Below are 16,312 nucleotides of genomic sequence, written 5' to 3' on the forward strand. Positions count from 1 at the left end.
GCAACGCCCGCAGGCAGGAGCGCACGATGGCCGACGACGTCGCGGCACGGCTGAAAGCCGTGCCCGGAACCCCCGACTCCCCCGGCGCCGGGGACGACTACCTGGAGCGCCGCACGCTGCGCCGCGGCAGCGCCGGCTGGCTGCTCCTGACCGGCCTCGGCGTCGCGTACGTCGTCTCCGGGGACTTCTCCGGCTGGAACGTCGGCCTCGACAAGGGCGGCTTCGGCGGCCTCGCCATCGCCACCGTCCTGATGGGCGCGATGTACGCCTGCCTGGTCTTCTCCCTCGCCGAGCTGTCCACCATCCTGCCGACGGCGGGCGGCGGCTACGGATTCGCCCGCCGCGCGCTGGGCCCCTGGGGCGGGTTCCTCACCGGCACCGCGATCCTCATCGAGTACATCCTGGCCCCGGCGGCGATCGTCATCTTCATCGGCGACTACGTGGAGTCCCTCGGCCTCTTCGGCCTGACCTCGGGCTGGCCCGTCTACCTCGGCTGCTTCGTGATCTTCATCGGCGTACACCTGTGGGGCGTCGGCGAGGCGCTGCGCTTCAGCCTCGTCGTGACCGCGGTCGCCGTGGCCGCCCTGCTGATCTTCGCGATCGGCGCCTTCACCGAGTTCAGCGCCGACGGCCTGAACGACATCCCCGTCGACCCGCAGGCCTTCGGCTCCAACTCCTGGCTGCCGCTGGGCGTCCTCGGCATCTGGGCCGCGTTCCCCTTCGGCATGTGGTTCTTCCTCGGTGTGGAAGGCGTACCGCTCGCGGCCGAGGAGGCCAAGGACCCCGTCCGCTCCATGCCCAGGGCGCTCGCCATCTCCATGGGCGTCCTCGCCCTGCTGGCCCTGATCACCTTCTTCGCCGCGACCGGCGCGCAGGGCGCGGACGCCGTCAAGACCGCCGGAAACCCCCTGGTGGTGGCTCTGGAAGGGGACGGCGGCCCGACCGCGCTGAGCCGCTTCGTGAACTACGCGGGCCTCGCCGGCCTCGTGGCCTCCTTCTTCTCCCTCATCTACGCGGGCTCGCGCCAGCTCTTCGCCCTCTCCCGGGCCGGCTACCTGCCCCGCTTCCTGTCCCTGACCTCCAAGCGCAAGGCCCCCTACCTGGGTCTGGTCATCCCCGGCGCGATCGGCTTCGCCCTCGCCGCGGCCACCGGCAACGGTGCGCGGATGCTCAACATCGCGGTCTTCGGCGCGACGATCTCCTACGCCCTGATGGCCCTCTCCCACATCGTGCTGCGCCGCCGCGAGCCCGGCCTGGAGCGGCCCTACCGCACCCCCGGCGGGGTGCTGACCTCCTCGGTGGCCTTCGTACTCGCCCTCTCGGCCCTGGTCGCCACCTTCCTGGTGGACAAGGACGCGGCATTCATCGCGCTGGCCGTGTACGCCGTCGCCCTGGCCTACTTCGCGTTCTACAGTCGGCACCACCTCGTGGCCTCGGCCCCCGAGGAGGAGTTCGCGGCTCTGGCGGAAGCCGAGGCGGAACTGACCCGCGACTGAAATCCTGCCTTCGTCCCGCCCTTCCCCAACCCCCCGCTCCACGCCCGTCCGGAGGTATCGAACGTGCCCAGGCCGCTCATCGGCATCACCACCTACGTCGAGGAATCCACCCGCTACGGGGTGTGGGACCTCCCGACGTCCCTCGTACCGTCCGGGTACTACGAGCTCGTCCAGGCGGCGGGCGGCGCGGCCGTGCTGCTCCCGCCGGACGAACCCGCGTCGGCGGCGGAGGTGCTGAGCCGGGTGGACGGCCTGGTCGTCGCGGGCGGCCCGGACGTGGACCCGGCCCGCTACGGAGCGGCGCGCGACCCGCGCACCGGCGCCCCGGCCACCGTCCGCGACCAGTGGGAACTCTCGCTGATCGCGGCGGCGCTCGAATCGGGCACCCCGCTGCTGGGCATCTGCCGGGGCATGCAGGCGCTGAACGTGGCCCTCGGCGGCACGCTGATCCAGCACATCGACGGCCACGTCGACACCCCCGGCGTCACCTCCTGGCACCCGGTCCGCCCGGTCCCGGGCACCCGGTACGCGGAGCTGGTCCCGGAGGAGGCCCAGGTCCCGACCTACCACCACCAGGCCGTCGACCGCCTGGGCAGCGGCCTGGTCGCCTCCGCGTACGCGCTGGACGGCACGGTGGAGGCGATCGAACTGCCCGGCCCCGAGGGGTGGGTGGTGGGCGTCCAGTGGCACCCGGAGCGGGACACGGACACCAGGGTGATGTCCGCCCTCGTCGAGGCGGCCTCCGTCCTGGCCTCCGTCCGCACCGCGGTCCCCGTGGGCTGACCCCCGTGGGCTGACTCCCCGCCCCGCGCCCCGGCGGCGGCGGTCCGGTGCCCGATTGGCCGGCCGCCCGCCGGGCGCGCAGGCTGGAAGGATGCGGACCGAGACGAACGGCGCGGTATCCGGGCGGGTGTCGGAGTTCCTGGAGAACCCGATCGTCGGGATGGCACCGTGGATCATCTTCTCGCTGCTGGTCGGCCCGGGACGGTTCGAGCTCGCGGTCGGGCTGGCTCTGGCCTCGGCCGTCGCGCTGATCGTGGTGAGCCGCCTGGTCAACCGCGGCACGTCCTGGAAGCTGCTGGAACTCGCCGACGTGGTGTTCTTCGCCGCGATGGCCGTCCTCGGACTCCTGGCGAGCGAGGGCACCCGGCGCTGGCTGGAGACGTACGCCGGGGAGGTCGCCAACATCTCCCTGGCCGTGATCGCCTTCGGCTCGATGGCCGTGCGGATGCCGTTCACGCTCCAGTACGCCCGCGAGCAGGTGGACCCGTCGATCTGGCACAGCCCGACCTTCCTGCGCACCAACTACATGATCACGGGCGCGTGGGGCGCCGCGTTCCTGGTGGCGGCCGCCGCGGGCGCCTACGGGGACCTCGTCCTGCACAACCCGAACAACATCTGGACCGGCTGGATCATCCAGATCCTCGCGATCGTCGCCGCCCTGAAGTTCACCGTCTGGTACCCGGACGTCGTCCGCGCCCGCGCGGCCCGCGAGGCCGCCGGGGAGGGCCCCGGCCCGACGCCCTGGGCCGGCCTGGCGCTGCCACTGGCGGGCCTGCTGGTACCGATCGGGATCGCGGTACTGATCTTCGACAACATGTGGTGGCTGGGCGCGGCCCTGATCATCGCGGGCTCCCTCCTGACGAAAACCCTCGGAGCACGCACCTCAGACCCCGCCGGATAGATCCGTCGAATGCAGCCCCGCCGTCGTCTGAGCCCCCGCCGGGGCAATACAGCCGCGCCCTCGTTTGAGGCCCCCGGCCGGGGTAAATCCAGCCCCGCCGGCGTTTGAGGCGCGGGGGTCCGGGGGCAGCGCCCCCGGCAACGGCGCCGCACCCGCCCACCTCGCCCAGGCCGCCTCTAGACAGGCCGCCGCGTCAACGACAGCAGATCACGCGCAGGCCCCGCCGGCCGCGCCCCCGTAGGCCACACCGCCCGCAGGGCACGGCCGAGCGCGGCCCCCGCCACCGGCACCTCCACCAACCGCCGCGCCGCGAGCTCATCCCGCACGGCCAGTTCCGACAGCACGCACGGCCCCGCCCCGCTCAGCGCCGCCGCCTTCACCGCGGTGGTCGACGCCAGTTCGAGCAGCGGCGCCGCGAGCCCCCCGGCCGAGGCCAGCGCGGCATCCAGCACCTGCCGGGTTCCCGAACCCCGCTCGCGCAGGATCAGCGCCGCGGCCGCCAGTTCCGCCGCCTCCACCGGCCGTGCCCGCCGCGCCCACGCGTGCCCCGGCGCCACCGCGACCACGAGACGGTCCTGCGCGATCACCGCCGAGTCCAGCCCGTCCGGCACCGTGAGCCCCTCCACGAACCCGAGGTCCGCCTCGTGCGCGAGGACCCGCTGGGCGACCACCGCGGAGTTCCCCGCGTGCAGGGACACCGCCGTGTCCGGACGCTGGCCGCGCAGCGCGATCAGCCACCCCGGCAACAGGTACTCGGCGATGGTCATGCTGGCCGCCACCCGCAGCCGCGAGTCACGCCGCCCGCGCAGCGCCTGCGCGCCGGCGTCGAAGGCCTCCGCCGCCTCCACCACCTGCCGGGCCCAGTCAGTGACCAGCGCGCCCTCCGCCGTCAGCGTCGACCCCCGCGGGGAGCGGTCGACCAGTGCCACCCCGAGCCGGCTCTCCATCGCCCGGATCCGACTGCTGGCCGCCGGCTGCGTGATGCCCAGCCGGCGCGCCGCCCCGCTCAGGCTCCCGACGCGCGCGACCGCGAGCAGCAGCTCCAGGGCGCCCAGATCCGGCACCCGGTGCGCGAGCGGCACCCACTCCTCTTCACCCATAACATCAGTTTATGGCCTGATAACGAGATGACCTCTGCCACCCGCTCCCACCTGCGCCGATGCTGGATCCATGGCCACCACCACCGTGCGACCCCGCACCCTCGCCACCGAGCCCGCGCCCCGCGCCCACAAGGCCCCCGCGCTGCGGCACCTCGGCCCCAACTGGTACGCCTCCGTCATGGGCACGGCGATCATCGCCAACGCCGGCGCGACCCTCCCGTACCAGCTCCCCGGTCAGCGCGTGGCCTGCCAGATCGTCTGGGCGCTGTCCGCCGTGGCCCTCGCCGTGCTGCTCACGGCCCGGGCCGGCCATTGGCTCCACCACCGCGACCAGGCCCGCGCCCATCTCCTCGACCCCGCCGTCGCCCCCTTCTACGGCTGCCTCTCGATGGCCCTGCTGGCCGTCGGCGGCGGCACCCTCATCGTCGGCAAGGACCTCATCGGGACCGGCGCGGCCGTCGCCGTGGACACCGTGCTCTTCACCGCCGGGACCGCGATCGGCCTGTTCGCCGCCGTGGCCGTGCCCTACCTGATGGTGGTCCGGCACAAGGTCGAGCCCGGGCAGGCCACCCCCGTCTGGCTGCTGCCCCTCGTGGCCCCCATGGTCTCGGCGGCCCTCGGCCCCCTGCTGATACCCCACCTGCCCGCCGGTCAGCCCCGCGAGACCCTGCTGCTCGCCTGCTACGCGATGTTCGGCGTCAGCCTGCTCGCCACCCTGCTGATGCTGCCCCTGGTCTTCGGCCGGCTGATCGTGGGCGGCCCCCTCCCCCTGGCCCTGACCCCGACCCTCTTCCTGGTCCTCGGCCCCCTCGGCCAGTCCACCACCGCCGTGAACCAGCTCGCCGACGTGGCCCCCCAGTCGATCGGCGCCCCCTACGCCGGGGCGCTCGGTGCCTTCGCCGTGGTCTACGGGGTGCCCGTGATGGGATTCGCCCTGCTGTGGCTGGCCCTCTCGGTGGCGATGCTGGTCCGGGCGGCCCGCGAGGGCATGGGCTTCGCGATGACCTGGTGGGCCCTGACCTTCCCCGTCGGCACCTGCGTCACCGGCGCCGCGGGCCTGGCCCGGCACACCGGTCTGACCGCCTTCGCCTGGCTCGCCGCGGCCCTCTTCCTGGCCCTGCTGACCGCCTGGCTCCTGGCCGCCGCGCACACCCTGCGCGGCCTGACCACCGGCCGCCTCCTCGCCGCTCCCCGCTGATCCCCGCCGATCCCCGCTAACGAGCGGCCCGCAGCGCCCCCGCCAGTACCGCGGGGGCCTCGGCCAGGGAGGGTCCGTACCAGGTCAGGTGGCGTCCGCTGACCAGGGCGGCCGGGAGACCGGGGAAGGCCTCCGGACCGTCGTCCGCCGTGAAGCGGTACGGCTCGTCGGGCAGCACCACCAGATCGCAGCCGGCGGCCGCGAGCTCCTCCACCGGCACCCGGGGATACCGCTCCGCGTGCCGGTCGTACACGTTGCGCACGCCGAGGCGCCCCAGCAGGTCCCCCGCGAAGGTGTCCCGGCCGAGCACCATCCACGGCCGCCGCCACACCAGCACGAAGGCGTCGCGCGGCCCGGCCGGCTCCACCCGGGCCCAGGCCCGCTCCGCGTCCGCCAACCACCCCGGCCTCGCCAGTCCCAGCGCCCCCACCAGCACCCGGTCCAGCTCCCGGAAGGCCTGCGGCAGCCCCCGTACCTCGGTGACCAGCACCTCCACACCAGCGGCGCGCAGGGCCGCCAGGTCGGGGGCCCGGTTCTCCTCCTCGTTGGCGATCACCAGGTCCGGGCGCAGCCGTACGATCGCCGGCACGTCCGGGTTCTTCGTCCCGCCGATCCGCACCGCACCGCCCAGCTCGGCGGGGTGCGTGCACCAGTCGGTGACCCCGACCAGCAGTCCCGGCGCACTCACCGCGACCGCCTCCGTCAGCGACGGGACCAGCGAGACGACCCTGCGCACGCCGCTCAGCGTCCGGGGGCCGGCGGCTCGGACGTGGCGTGGATGTGCTCCCCGACCGCGACCACCAGGATCCGGGTGTCCTCGGTGACGGCCCGCCAGCGGTGGCGCACGCCTCCCGACAGGAACAGCGCGTCGCCGCTCTCCAGCCGGTACGCCCGCCCCTCGGCCTCCACCTGGCAGGCGCCTTCGACCACGTACATCAGCTCGTCGTTGCGGTGCTGGTACTCGCGCCCCGCGTCCTGGTCCCCGGTGAACTCCAGCGCGTGCAGCTGGTGGTGACCGCGCACCAGGGGCCGCACGCCCGGCACCGGGCTGAGACCCGATTCGTCCCCGGCCCGTACGAGGTCCACCGTACGGGCGGTGTCGGAGGCGGCCAGCAGCTCGACGGCGGTGGTCTCCAGCGCGTCCGCGACCCGCTCCAGGGACCGCATGCTGGGCCGGGCCCGCTCGTTCTCTATCTGGCTGAGGAAGGGCACCGACAGACCGCTGCGCGCGGACACGGCCGCCAGCGTCAGGCTCAGCGCGCGGCGCCGCTTGCGCACGGCCACGCCCACGCGGAGCGGTTCCTTGCCGTCCTTTTCGGGGTCCTTGTCGGCGTCGTGGTCGATCCCGTCGAGCCCGCCGCCGTGGTCGCCCTTGCCGTCCCTGTCGTTCATGTCGGGGCTGCCCTCCCCTTGTCCGTCGCACATCGGTGTGCTGTAAGCACCTTACGCAGCATCCGCCCCCGGTTTCGCGTGCTCGGGATTCCCGTACGCACCGGGTGCGCGCTCGTTCACCTTCCGTGGCGGGAACTCCCGCCCGGCCCAACGGCCGCGTTGCGGCATCATCGTCACCGTGACGACGACACGACGCCTGATGCTCCTGGACACCGCCTCCCTCTACTACCGCGCGTACTTCGGTGTGCCGGACTCCGTGAAGGCCCCCGACGGCACCCCCGTCAACGCCGTCCGCGGACTGCTCGACTTCATCGGCCGGCTGGTCCAGGACCACCGCCCCGACGACCTGGTGGCGTGCATGGACGCCGACTGGCGGCCGCACTGGCGGGTCGAACTGATTCCCTCCTACAAGGCCCACCGCGTCGCCGAGGAGACCGAGAGCGGCCCCGACCTCGAAGAGACCCCGGACACCCTCGCTCCGCAGGTCCCCATCATCGAGACCGCGCTGGACGCCTTCGGCATCGCCCGGGTGGGCGTCGCCGGGTACGAGGCGGACGACGTGATCGGCACCCTAACGGCCCGCGCTAGCGGCCCGGTGGACATCGTCACGGGCGACCGCGACCTCTACCAGCTCGTCGACGATGCCCGGCAGCGGCGGGTGCTGTACCCCCTCAAGGGCGTGGGCACCCTCCAGGTGACCGACGAGGCGTGGCTGCGCGAGAAGTACGGGGTCGACGGCCCCGGCTACGCGGACCTGGCGCTGCTGCGCGGGGACCCGAGCGACGGCCTGCCGGGCGTACCGGGCATCGGCGAGAAGACGGCCGCCAAGCTGCTCGACGCCTACGGGGACCTCGCCGGGATCATCGCCGCGATCGACGACCCGAAGTCGAAGCTGACCCCCACCCAGCGCAAGCGCCTGGACGAATCCCGGCCGTACCTGGCCGTGGCCCCCAAGGTGGTCAAGGTCGCCTCCGACGTCCCGCTCCCGGCCTTCGACCCGGCCCTCCCGAAGGCGCCCGCACAGCCCGAACTGGTGGAGGCGCTGGCCCATCGGTGGGGCTTGGGAGGTGCGGTTTCCCGCCTGAGCGGCGCATTGCACGTCTGAGGTGCTAACTTAGGTAAGGCTAAGTTTCTGGGGAGTCAGGGGAGACACCGTGGCACAAGGACGCGCCCGCACCGTCGGCACCGCAGCCGTCGTACGCACCGAGCGGCTGACGCCGCACATGGTGCGGGTCGTGTTGGGCGGTGAGGGCCTCGAAGGCTTCGGCGCGGGCGAGTTCACCGACCACTACGTCAAACTCCTCTTCCCCCCGCAGGGGGTGACCTACCCCGAGCCGTGGGACCTGGAGCGGATCCGCGGCGAATACCCGCGCGACCAGTGGCCGCGCCAGCGCGCGTACACCGTGCGCCGCTGGGACCCGGAGCGGCAGGAGCTGACCCTCGACTTCGTCGTCCACGGCGACGAGGGCCTGGCCGGCCCCTGGGCGGAGCGGGCCCGGCCCGGTGAACCCGTACGGTTCCTGGGCCCGGGCGGCGCCTACGCCCCGACTCCGGAGGCCGACTGGCACCTCCTGGTGGGCGACGAGAGCGCCCTGCCCGCCATCGCGGCGGCGATGGAGCGGATGCCGGCGGGCGCGCGGGTGCACGCCTTCGTGGAGGTCGAGGGCCCGGCCGACGAGCAGAGGATCACCACCCCGGACGGCATCGCCCCGGTCTGGATCCACCGCGGCGACCGCCCGATCGGCACGGCGCTGGTCGAGGCCGTCAGGGCCCTGGACTTCCCGTCCGCCGACGTCCACGCCTTCGTCCACGGCGAGGCGGGCTTCGTCAAGGAACTCCGCCACCTGCTGCGCCTGGAACGCGGCATCCCGCGCGAACGCCTGTCGATCTCGGGCTACTGGCGCCTGGGCGAGACGGACGAGGGCTGGCGCGCGATCAAGCGCGACTGGAACGCGGCGGTGGAAGCCGAACAGGAACACGCCGCAGCGGCCTGACGCCTCCGGCGCGGCCACCGTAACAACCCGGCCCGGCCACCCGCCCCTGCCGGGGGCTCCGCCCCCGGCCCCGCTCCTCAAACACCGGAGGGGCTGGTTTGCCTCCGGCGGCGCCTCAAACGCCGGCGAGGCTGAAGTTGAAGGCCGACGCCGGCCACATCCAGCCCCGCCGGCGATTGAGGCGCGGGGGTCCGGGGGCAGCGCCCCCGGCAACGGCGCCGCGCCCGTATCCAGCCCCGCCGGCGATTGAGGAGCGGGGTCCGTGGCGGGGCCCCGGCAACGGCGCCGCGCCCGCACAGCCACCGCGCGCGGCAACGGCGGACCGGCGCGACAATGACCCCATGCGTACGCTCCGCGCAGTCGGGGCGGCAGGGGCCGCCATACTCCTGGCGACGGGAGCAGCCACCGCACCCAGCCCACCCCCGCCCCCCAAACCGCAGATCAGCGACGAGGCCGTCGACGACGCAGTCGCCCACCTCGACCAGACCGTCACGGACCTGATGCGCCGCACCGGCGTCCCCGGCGTATCGGTGGCCGTCGTCCACGACGACAAGGCCGTCTACATCAAGGGATTCGGCCTCCGCCGCACCGATGAGACCGCCAAGGTCGACCCGGACACGGTCTTCCAGGTCGCCTCCGTCTCCAAGCCGATCTCCTCCTCCGTCGTCGCCGGCGCCCTCGCCGATCCCGGCGAGTGGGGCCGCCACACGACCCTCCCCGGGTTCGCCCTCAAGGACCCCTGGGTCTCCGACCACGTGACGACCGCCGACCTGTTCTCCCACCGCAGCGGCCTCCCCGACCACGCGGGCGACCTCCTCGAAGACCTCGGCTACGACCAGGCGTACATCCTCGACCACCTCCGCCTCGAACCCCTCACCCCGTTCCGCGCGAGCTACGCCTACACCAATTTCGGACTCACCGCCGCCGCCGAGGCAGTCGCCCGCACCAAGGGCACCAGCTGGCAGAAGCTCTCCGACGACGTCCTCTTCAAGCCCGCCGGAATGACCAGCACCAGCACCGAGTTCTCCGCGTTCGAGCAAGCCCCGAACCACGCCGCCACCCACGTGAAGAACCCCGACGGCACCTGGAGCCCGCGCTACGTCCGCAACCCCGACGCCCAGGCACCGGCCGGCGGTGTGAGCTCCTCCGCCCGCGACATGTCCCGCTGGCTGCGCCTCCAGCTCGCCGGCGGCACCCTCGACGGCAAGCGCATCATCCCCGCCGACAACCTCGCCGCCACCCACCTCCCGCAGATCCTCTCCCAGCCTCCCACCCCGCCCGCGAACCACACCGGCTTCTACGGCTTGGGCTGGAACGTCTCCTACGACGACGCGGGCCGGCTGCGCCTGAGCCACTCCGGCGCCTTCGAACTCGGCGCGAACACCAACGTCACCATGCTCCCGCTGGAGCAGCTCGGCATCGTCGTCCTCACCAACGGCGCCCCGGTCGGCGTCGCCGACGCCGTAGCCCTGGACTTCTTCGACTTCGCCGAGCACGGCAAGGCCACCACCGACTGGCTCCCCCTGCTGGCGGCCGTGTACGAGCAGGGGGACTTCGCGCTCCGCTCCCCCACCGACTACGCCCACCCGCCCTCGGGAGCGAAGCCGGCCCAGGACAGCGCCGCGTACACCGGCACCTACGACAACCCGTACTACGGCAAGGCCACCGTCACCGCCGACGACTCCGGCGCGCTCACCCTCGCCCTCGGCCCGAAGCCCCAGCGCTACCGGCTCACGCACTACGACGGCGACACCTTCAGCTTCGTCACGGCGGGCGAGAACGCGGTCGGCCGCACCGGGGTCTTCTTCTCCGACGGCACCCTCCGCGTCGAGTACCTGGACGCGAACCACCTCGGCACCTTCACCCGGCGGTGAGGGACGCGCTGCCCTCCCGCATAGCCTGTCCCCGATGAGACGCAAAGCCCAGGCACCGCCCTCGCCCCTCCCCCAGCGCGCCGGAATCGACCCGGTGCGCCTGCGGCTGCCCGCCGACCCGGAAGGGCGGTGGCCCGATCTCGGCGCCTACCTGACCGCGCGGTACGCCGGCACGCGCGGCGCGGACTCCATGGCGCACCTGCTGGCCGCCGGCCGGGTCCTCGGCCCCGGCGGACGGGTCCTGGGCGCGCGGGACCCGTACGAGCCCGGGGGGTACCTGTGGTTCCACCGGGACATGGAGCCGGAGCCGGCCGTGCCGTTCGCCGTACGGGTCGTGCACCGCGATCCGCACCTGCTGGTCGTGGACAAGCCGCACTTCCTGGCGACCACCCCGCGCGGCAGCCACATCACGCAGACCGCCCTGGCCCGTCTCCGCGAGGAGCTGGACCTGCCCGGGCTCAGCCCGGCGCACCGGCTGGACCGGCTGACCGCCGGGCTGGTCATGTTCAGCATCCGGCCCGAGGACCGCGGCGCCTACCAGCTCCTGTTCCAGCGGCGCGAGGTGCACAAGGAGTACGAGGCCCTCGCCGCCCACGATCCGGCACTGGAATTCCCCCGCACGGTCCGCAGCCGGATCGAGAAGACCCGCGGGGTCATCGCGGCGGTCGAGGTCCCGGGCGAGCCGAACGCCGAGAGCCTCGTCGAACTCACCGCCACCCGGGGCGACCTGGCCCGCTACCGACTGACCCCGCACACCGGCCGCACCCACCAGCTGCGGGTGCACATGAACGCCCTGGGCCTGCCCATCCTCGGCGATCCCGTGTACCCGCGGGTCACGGACCCCGCCCCGGACGACTACCGCCGCCCGCTCCAGCTCCTGGCCCGGGTCCTGGAATTCACCGACCCGGTCACCGGCACCGCGCACCGCTTCGAGAGCACCCGCGAACTCCAGGCCTGGACCGACCGGACCGGTTGGGAAGCCGGCACCGGATCGGCCTAGCCGGAGCGGACGCCCGCGATCCGCAGCGCCGCGTCCGCGGTGGCCTCCGCGAAGACCGCCACGGGCCGCTGCGGATCGGACCGGTGTATCAGCATGACGCCCTCGATGAGCCCGAACACGAGATCGTTGCGCAGGTCCAACCCGGCCTTGTTCCCGGCCAGTTCGTCCCCGACTGACGTCCCGTCGAGCAACGTCCGGTAGGCGTCCCTGAGTTCGTCGCGCATTCGGCGGAACTGCGAGAAGCGCGAACCGGCCACCTCGGGCAGCAGGTACAGCGCCCCCAGGTTGTACGGCCCGCCGCACAGCAGCAGCACGTCGGAACGACACAGCTCCCACAGCCGGCGCGCCGCGGGCCGCTCACCCTCGGCGAGCAGCCGCCGCGCCAGTACCAGCGACGGCGCGACCGTGGACTCCAGCAGTTCGGCGAGGAGTTCCTCCTTGCCGCCGAAGTAGTGGTACATCGTGGCCTGGCGCATTCCGGCCCGTTCGGCGACCGCCCGCGTGGTCGTCGCCGCATATCCTCTGGCGGTGAAAAGCTCGGCCGCCGCACTGAGGAGTTCCTCGCGCGGCGGCCGGCCACTTTCCGTTCTCGCCTGGTCGGCGCGCGGCCGACCGACCCTTTTAGGCCCCCCGGCCAATCCCCCACTCATGGGCCGATCGTCGCACACAGCACGCCGATCCGATCATGGCAAGAGAACAGATCAGGCCGGCCCCACCCTTGGGGGAACCTCCAAGTCCGCTTAGCCTACGGAGCTGTAGGCCACCACACCCCGCAACAGCGCGTCCACGGCCTTACGGGCATTCTTCGCCACCGTGCTCCCGCTCCCGCCGGAAGCCGAGGGGGCCGCCGCCGCGATCTGGCCGAGCACGTCGATGACCTGCTTGCACCAGCGCACGAAGTCGCCCGCCGGCATCTCAGCCTCGCGCAGCACCTCGTCCAGGCTCTTGTCGGAAGCCCACTGGTACGCCGCCCACGCGAAACCGAGGTCCGGCTCGCGCTGGCCCACGCCCTCCGCCTGGTTGATGCGGTGCTCCTCCTCCAGGGCGTCGAGCCGACCCCAGATCCGCACCATCTCACCCAGCGCCGCCTTCGCGGCACCACCCGGCACCTTCGGCGCGACCGCGTCGTCGGACTGCCGCGCCTCGAAGACCAACGCCGAGACGCAGGCGGCCAGTTCGGCAGGGCTCAGCCCCTCCCAGACCCCGGCGCGCAGGCACTCCGAGGCCAGCAGGTCGAGCTCCCCGTAGAGCCGCGCCAGACGCTGCCCGTGCACGGTGACCTCGTCCTCGCGCAGGTAGTCCAGTTCGGTGAGCAGCGCGTGGATCCGGTCGAAGGTGCGGGCGATGGTGTTCGTCCGGCCCTCGATGCGCCGCTCCAGCGCCTGCGTGTCCCGCTTGAGCCGCCAGTACCGCTCCGCCCAGCGGGCGTGGTCCTCGCGCTCGTCGCAGCCGTGACAGGGGTGCGCCCGCAACTCCGCCCGCAGCCGGGCGATCTCGCGGTCGTCCGCCGCGGCGGCACGGCCGCGCGTACGCCGCTCCGGCGTGATGTGCCCGGCCTTGCTCCGCAGTTGGGACGCCAGGTCCCGACGGGACTGCGGGGAACGCTGGTTGAAGGTCTTCGGGATCCGCATCCGGTCCAGGGCCTCGACCGGCACCGGGAAGTCGATCGCGGCGAGCCGCTTGACCTGCCGCTCCGCCGTGAGCACCAGCGGACGCGGACCCTCGGACCAGTCCTGCCCGCGGTGCCCGTGCACCCGCCCGGCCGGCACGCCCGGGTCCAGGACCAGCGCGAGCCCGGCGAACTTGCCGGTCGGCACGTGGATGATGTCGCCCGGCTTGAGCTTCTCCAGCGAACCGGCCGCCTGCGCACGGCGCTGGGCCGCGCCCTGCTTGGCCAGCTCCGTCTCACGGTCCTTCAGATCGCGGCGCAGCCGCGCGTACTCCTCGAAGTTCCCCAGGTGGCAGGTCATGCCCTCCTGGTAGCCCTCCAGGCCCTCCTCGTTGCGCTGCACCTGCCGGGAGATCCCGACGACCGAACGGTCCGCCTGGAACTGCGCGAAGGAGGTCTCCAGCAGCTCTCGCGAACGGTGCCGCCCGAACTGGCTGACCAGGTTCACCGCCATGTTGTACGACGGCTTGAAGCTGGACCGCAGCGGATACGTACGCGTACCCGCGAGCCCGGCCAGGCCCGCCGGGTCCATGCCGCGCTGCCACAGCACCACCGCGTGACCCTCGACGTCGATGCCGCGCCGCCCGGCCCGGCCGGTCAGCTGCGTGTACTCGCCGGGGGTGATGTCGGCGTGCTGCTCGCCGTTCCACTTGACGAGCTTCTCCAGGATCACCGTGCGCGCGGGCATGTTGATGCCCAGCGCCAGGGTCTCGGTGGCGAAGACGGCCTTGACGAGCCCGCGGACGAACAGTTCCTCCACGACCTCCTTGAAGGTGGGCAGCATGCCCGCGTGGTGCGCGGCGATGCCCCGCTCCAGGCCCTCCAGCCACTCGTAATAGCCCAGGACGTGCAGGTCCTCGGCCGGGATGGACGCGGTGCGCGCCTCGACGAGCTCGCGCACCTTCAGCCGCGCCGACTCGTCGTTCAGCCGCAGCCCCGCGTACAGGCACTGCTGGACGGCCGCCTCGCAGCCGGCCCGGCTGAAGATGAAGTTGATCGCGGGCAGCAGCCCGTCCCCGTCGAGACGGGCGATGACCTCGGGCCGGGACGGGGTCCAGATCCGGCCGCGGGAGCGCCGCTCGCGCTCGCGGTCGGCCTCGCGGACCATCTTTCCGCGCCGCCGGTCCTTCGGACTGTACGTACGGCTGTTCTCCTCGCGCGCCATGCGCAGCAGGTCGGGGTTGACCTCCCGGCGCGCGGAGCCGCGACCGCCGTGGTCGGACTCCTCCTCGAACAGGTCGTAGATCCGTCGGCCGGCCATGACGTGCTGCCACAGCGGAACGGGCCGCTCCTCGGAGACGATCACCTCGGTGTCGCCGCGCACGGTGTCCAGCCAGTCGCCGAACTCCTCCGCGTTGGACACGGTCGCCGACAGCGACACCAGGGTCACCGACTCGGGGAGGTGGATGATCACTTCCTCCCACACGGCCCCGCGGAACCGGTCGGAGAGGTAGTGGACCTCGTCCATCACGACGTAGCCCAGGCCCAGCAGCGACTGCGAGCCCGCATACAGCATGTTGCGGAGCACCTCGGTGGTCATCACGACCACCGGCGCCTCGGAGTTGACGCTGTTGTCACCGGTCAACAGGCCCACCTTGTCGGCGCCGTAGCGCTTGACGAGGTCGGCGTACTTCTGGTTCGAAAGGGCCTTGATCGGCGTCGTGTAGAAGCACTTGCGGCCCTGTTGGAGGGCCAGGTGCACGGCGAACTCGCCGACGATCGTCTTGCCCGAGCCGGTCGGGGCGGCCACCAGGACGCCCTTGCCGGCCTCCAGTGCCTTACAGGCCTCGACCTGGTACGGATCCAGATCGAATGCGTACATCTCGCGGAAGGGGTGCAGCGCACTGGCCTCTTCGGCGGCGCGGATCCGGGCAGCGGCGTACCGCTCGGCGGGTGAGAGTTCTTCGGTCATCTTGGGATCGAGCCTACCCGCCGGCTCTGACAACAGTCGCGATCATTTAAACGGGCTGCGGGAGCGGCCCCGGGTCGGGCGCTACGAGAGGATCCGGACCGCCCCCGGAACGCACTCGGCGGTCACCGGAAGCGGGCCCAGCGGCTCCCCGTCCGCGTACGCCGTCATCCCGGCCGCCTCCAGCGTCACCTTCCGCGCCCGGTGCACGGTCACCTTCGGATGGTCCAGGTGCGTCCCCTTGTACACCCGGGGGAAGACCGTCAGGAGCGTGGCCCGGCCGCACGCCCCGACCACCGTGATGTCGAAGAGCCCGTCGTCGGGGACGGCGCCCGCGCACATCCGCATCCCGCCGCCGTAGGAAGAGCCGTTGCCGACGGCCACCAGCGTGGCCTCCGTCTCGATCACCGGCCCGTCGTCCAAGGTGATCCGGTACGGGAAGGGGCGGAACGCGGCCAGCTCCGCGACCATCGCCAGGTCGTACTTGAACCGGCCCACCGGCAGCCTCATCCGGTTGCCCCGGTCGTTGACCCGCGAGTCGAAACCGGCGCACAACACCGTCCCGTACCAGGCTCCCCCGCCGACGCCGGCCACCCGCCCCAGGTCGACCTCGCGGATCCGGCCCTCCTTCAGGGCCCCGGCGACCAGCCGCCCCGCCCGCGCGGGCTCCCGTACGGGCAACCCCAGCGCCCGCGCGAAGTCGTTGCCGGTGCCCTCGGCCACCACCCCGAGCGGCACCGCCGTCCCCGCGAGGGCCTGCAACGCGAGGGAGACCATCCCGTCACCGCCCACCACGACCACCGCGCCGGTGCCCTCGCGGACGGCGGCCCGCAGCCGCTCCAGGGCGTCCGGCCCGTCCGCGCCGACGACCACGCGCACCGAGAAACCGGCGTCCCGCAACGCGGAAGCGGCCGGCTGCGCGGCGTGCGCGCCCCGGCCGCGTCCCGCGGTGGGATTGACGAAGAGGGTGATCTCAGAGCTCACCCGCCGGAATTT

Annotated in this window: 14 protein-coding genes; 8 read left to right on the top strand and 6 right to left on the bottom strand. The window is 73.0% G+C overall.

What is annotated here, in order from left to right; all coding sequences use genetic code 11:
- The first annotated feature begins 26 nt into the window (after positions 1-26).
- The 3 genes from eat (at position 27) to ACFYYJ_RS20995 (ending at position 3,180) form a co-directional block, all read left to right on the top strand.
- Positions 27-1,496: an ethanolamine permease gene (gene eat, locus ACFYYJ_RS20985; protein ID WP_389134361.1), complete on the top strand. Its 1,470-nt coding sequence runs from the start codon at positions 27-29 to the stop codon at positions 1,494-1,496.
- A 63-nt stretch (positions 1,497-1,559) separates the two neighbouring features.
- Positions 1,560-2,279 carry a gamma-glutamyl-gamma-aminobutyrate hydrolase family protein gene (locus tag ACFYYJ_RS20990; RefSeq protein WP_385128799.1) on the top strand — a complete coding sequence of 240 codons (720 nt, stop codon included), beginning with the start codon at positions 1,560-1,562 and terminating at the stop codon, positions 2,277-2,279.
- A gap of 91 nt (positions 2,280-2,370) precedes the next feature.
- On the top strand, positions 2,371-3,180 hold the full coding sequence (locus ACFYYJ_RS20995; RefSeq protein WP_389134365.1) for a hypothetical protein: 810 nt from the start codon (positions 2,371-2,373) through the stop codon (positions 3,178-3,180).
- Positions 3,181-3,356: 176 nt separating this feature from the next.
- Here the strand turns inward: ACFYYJ_RS20995 and ACFYYJ_RS21000 are convergent, their stop codons facing one another.
- A complete protein-coding gene (locus ACFYYJ_RS21000; protein ID WP_385128797.1) occupies positions 3,357-4,280 on the bottom strand; it encodes a LysR family transcriptional regulator in 924 nt (307 codons plus the stop codon).
- Between the two features lie 70 nt (positions 4,281-4,350).
- Here ACFYYJ_RS21000 and ACFYYJ_RS21005 point away from each other — a divergent pair, with 70 nt between their 5' ends.
- Complete coding sequence (locus tag ACFYYJ_RS21005; RefSeq protein ID WP_385363497.1) at positions 4,351-5,478, top strand: TDT family transporter; 1,128 nt, start codon at positions 4,351-4,353, stop codon at positions 5,476-5,478.
- Positions 5,479-5,494: 16 nt separating this feature from the next.
- On the opposite strand, the gene ACFYYJ_RS21010 is transcribed toward ACFYYJ_RS21005, so the two are convergent.
- The gene (locus ACFYYJ_RS21010) at positions 5,495-6,214 is read right to left on the bottom strand and encodes a helical backbone metal receptor (protein WP_389134370.1); all 720 of its coding nucleotides are present in this window, start codon (positions 6,212-6,214) and stop codon (positions 5,495-5,497) included.
- Between the two features lie 5 nt (positions 6,215-6,219).
- The gene (locus tag ACFYYJ_RS21015; protein WP_389134436.1) at positions 6,220-6,768 is read right to left on the bottom strand and encodes a helix-turn-helix domain-containing protein; all 549 of its coding nucleotides are present in this window, start codon (positions 6,766-6,768) and stop codon (positions 6,220-6,222) included.
- 301 nt (positions 6,769-7,069) lie between these two features.
- Here ACFYYJ_RS21015 and ACFYYJ_RS21020 point away from each other — a divergent pair, with 301 nt between their 5' ends.
- The 4 genes from ACFYYJ_RS21020 (at position 7,070) to ACFYYJ_RS21035 (ending at position 11,738) form a co-directional block, all read left to right on the top strand.
- Entirely contained in the window at positions 7,070-7,975 is a 906-nt protein-coding gene (locus ACFYYJ_RS21020) for a 5'-3' exonuclease H3TH domain-containing protein (RefSeq protein WP_385363512.1), read from the top strand.
- 49 nt (positions 7,976-8,024) lie between these two features.
- On the top strand, positions 8,025-8,864 hold the full coding sequence (locus tag ACFYYJ_RS21025; protein ID WP_389134372.1) for a siderophore-interacting protein: 840 nt from the start codon (positions 8,025-8,027) through the stop codon (positions 8,862-8,864).
- A gap of 341 nt (positions 8,865-9,205) precedes the next feature.
- Positions 9,206-10,738 (top strand): serine hydrolase, encoded by a 1,533-nt coding sequence (locus ACFYYJ_RS21030; RefSeq protein ID WP_389134374.1) that lies wholly within the window; start codon positions 9,206-9,208, stop codon positions 10,736-10,738.
- 34 nt (positions 10,739-10,772) lie between these two features.
- Positions 10,773-11,738, top strand: a complete 966-nt coding sequence (locus ACFYYJ_RS21035) for an RluA family pseudouridine synthase (protein WP_389134376.1) — start codon at positions 10,773-10,775, stop codon at positions 11,736-11,738.
- Here the strand turns inward: ACFYYJ_RS21035 and ACFYYJ_RS21040 are convergent.
- The 3 genes from ACFYYJ_RS21040 to ACFYYJ_RS21050 form a co-directional block, all read right to left on the bottom strand.
- Complete coding sequence (locus tag ACFYYJ_RS21040) at positions 11,735-12,388, bottom strand: helix-turn-helix domain-containing protein (protein WP_385363502.1); 654 nt, start codon at positions 12,386-12,388, stop codon at positions 11,735-11,737. The two genes, ACFYYJ_RS21035 and ACFYYJ_RS21040, sit on opposite strands and share 4 nt — an antisense overlap.
- A gap of 90 nt (positions 12,389-12,478) precedes the next feature.
- The gene (locus ACFYYJ_RS21045) at positions 12,479-15,319 is read right to left on the bottom strand and encodes a DEAD/DEAH box helicase (RefSeq protein WP_385130745.1); all 2,841 of its coding nucleotides are present in this window, start codon (positions 15,317-15,319) and stop codon (positions 12,479-12,481) included.
- A gap of 81 nt (positions 15,320-15,400) precedes the next feature.
- A complete protein-coding gene (locus ACFYYJ_RS21050; protein WP_389134381.1) occupies positions 15,401-16,300 on the bottom strand; it encodes a diacylglycerol kinase in 900 nt (299 codons plus the stop codon).
- Positions 16,301-16,312 lie beyond the last annotated feature (12 nt).

It is taken from the genome of Streptomyces sp. NPDC002467, assembly GCF_042889825.1.
Taxonomy (GTDB): Bacteria; Actinomycetota; Actinomycetes; order Streptomycetales; family Streptomycetaceae; genus Streptomyces.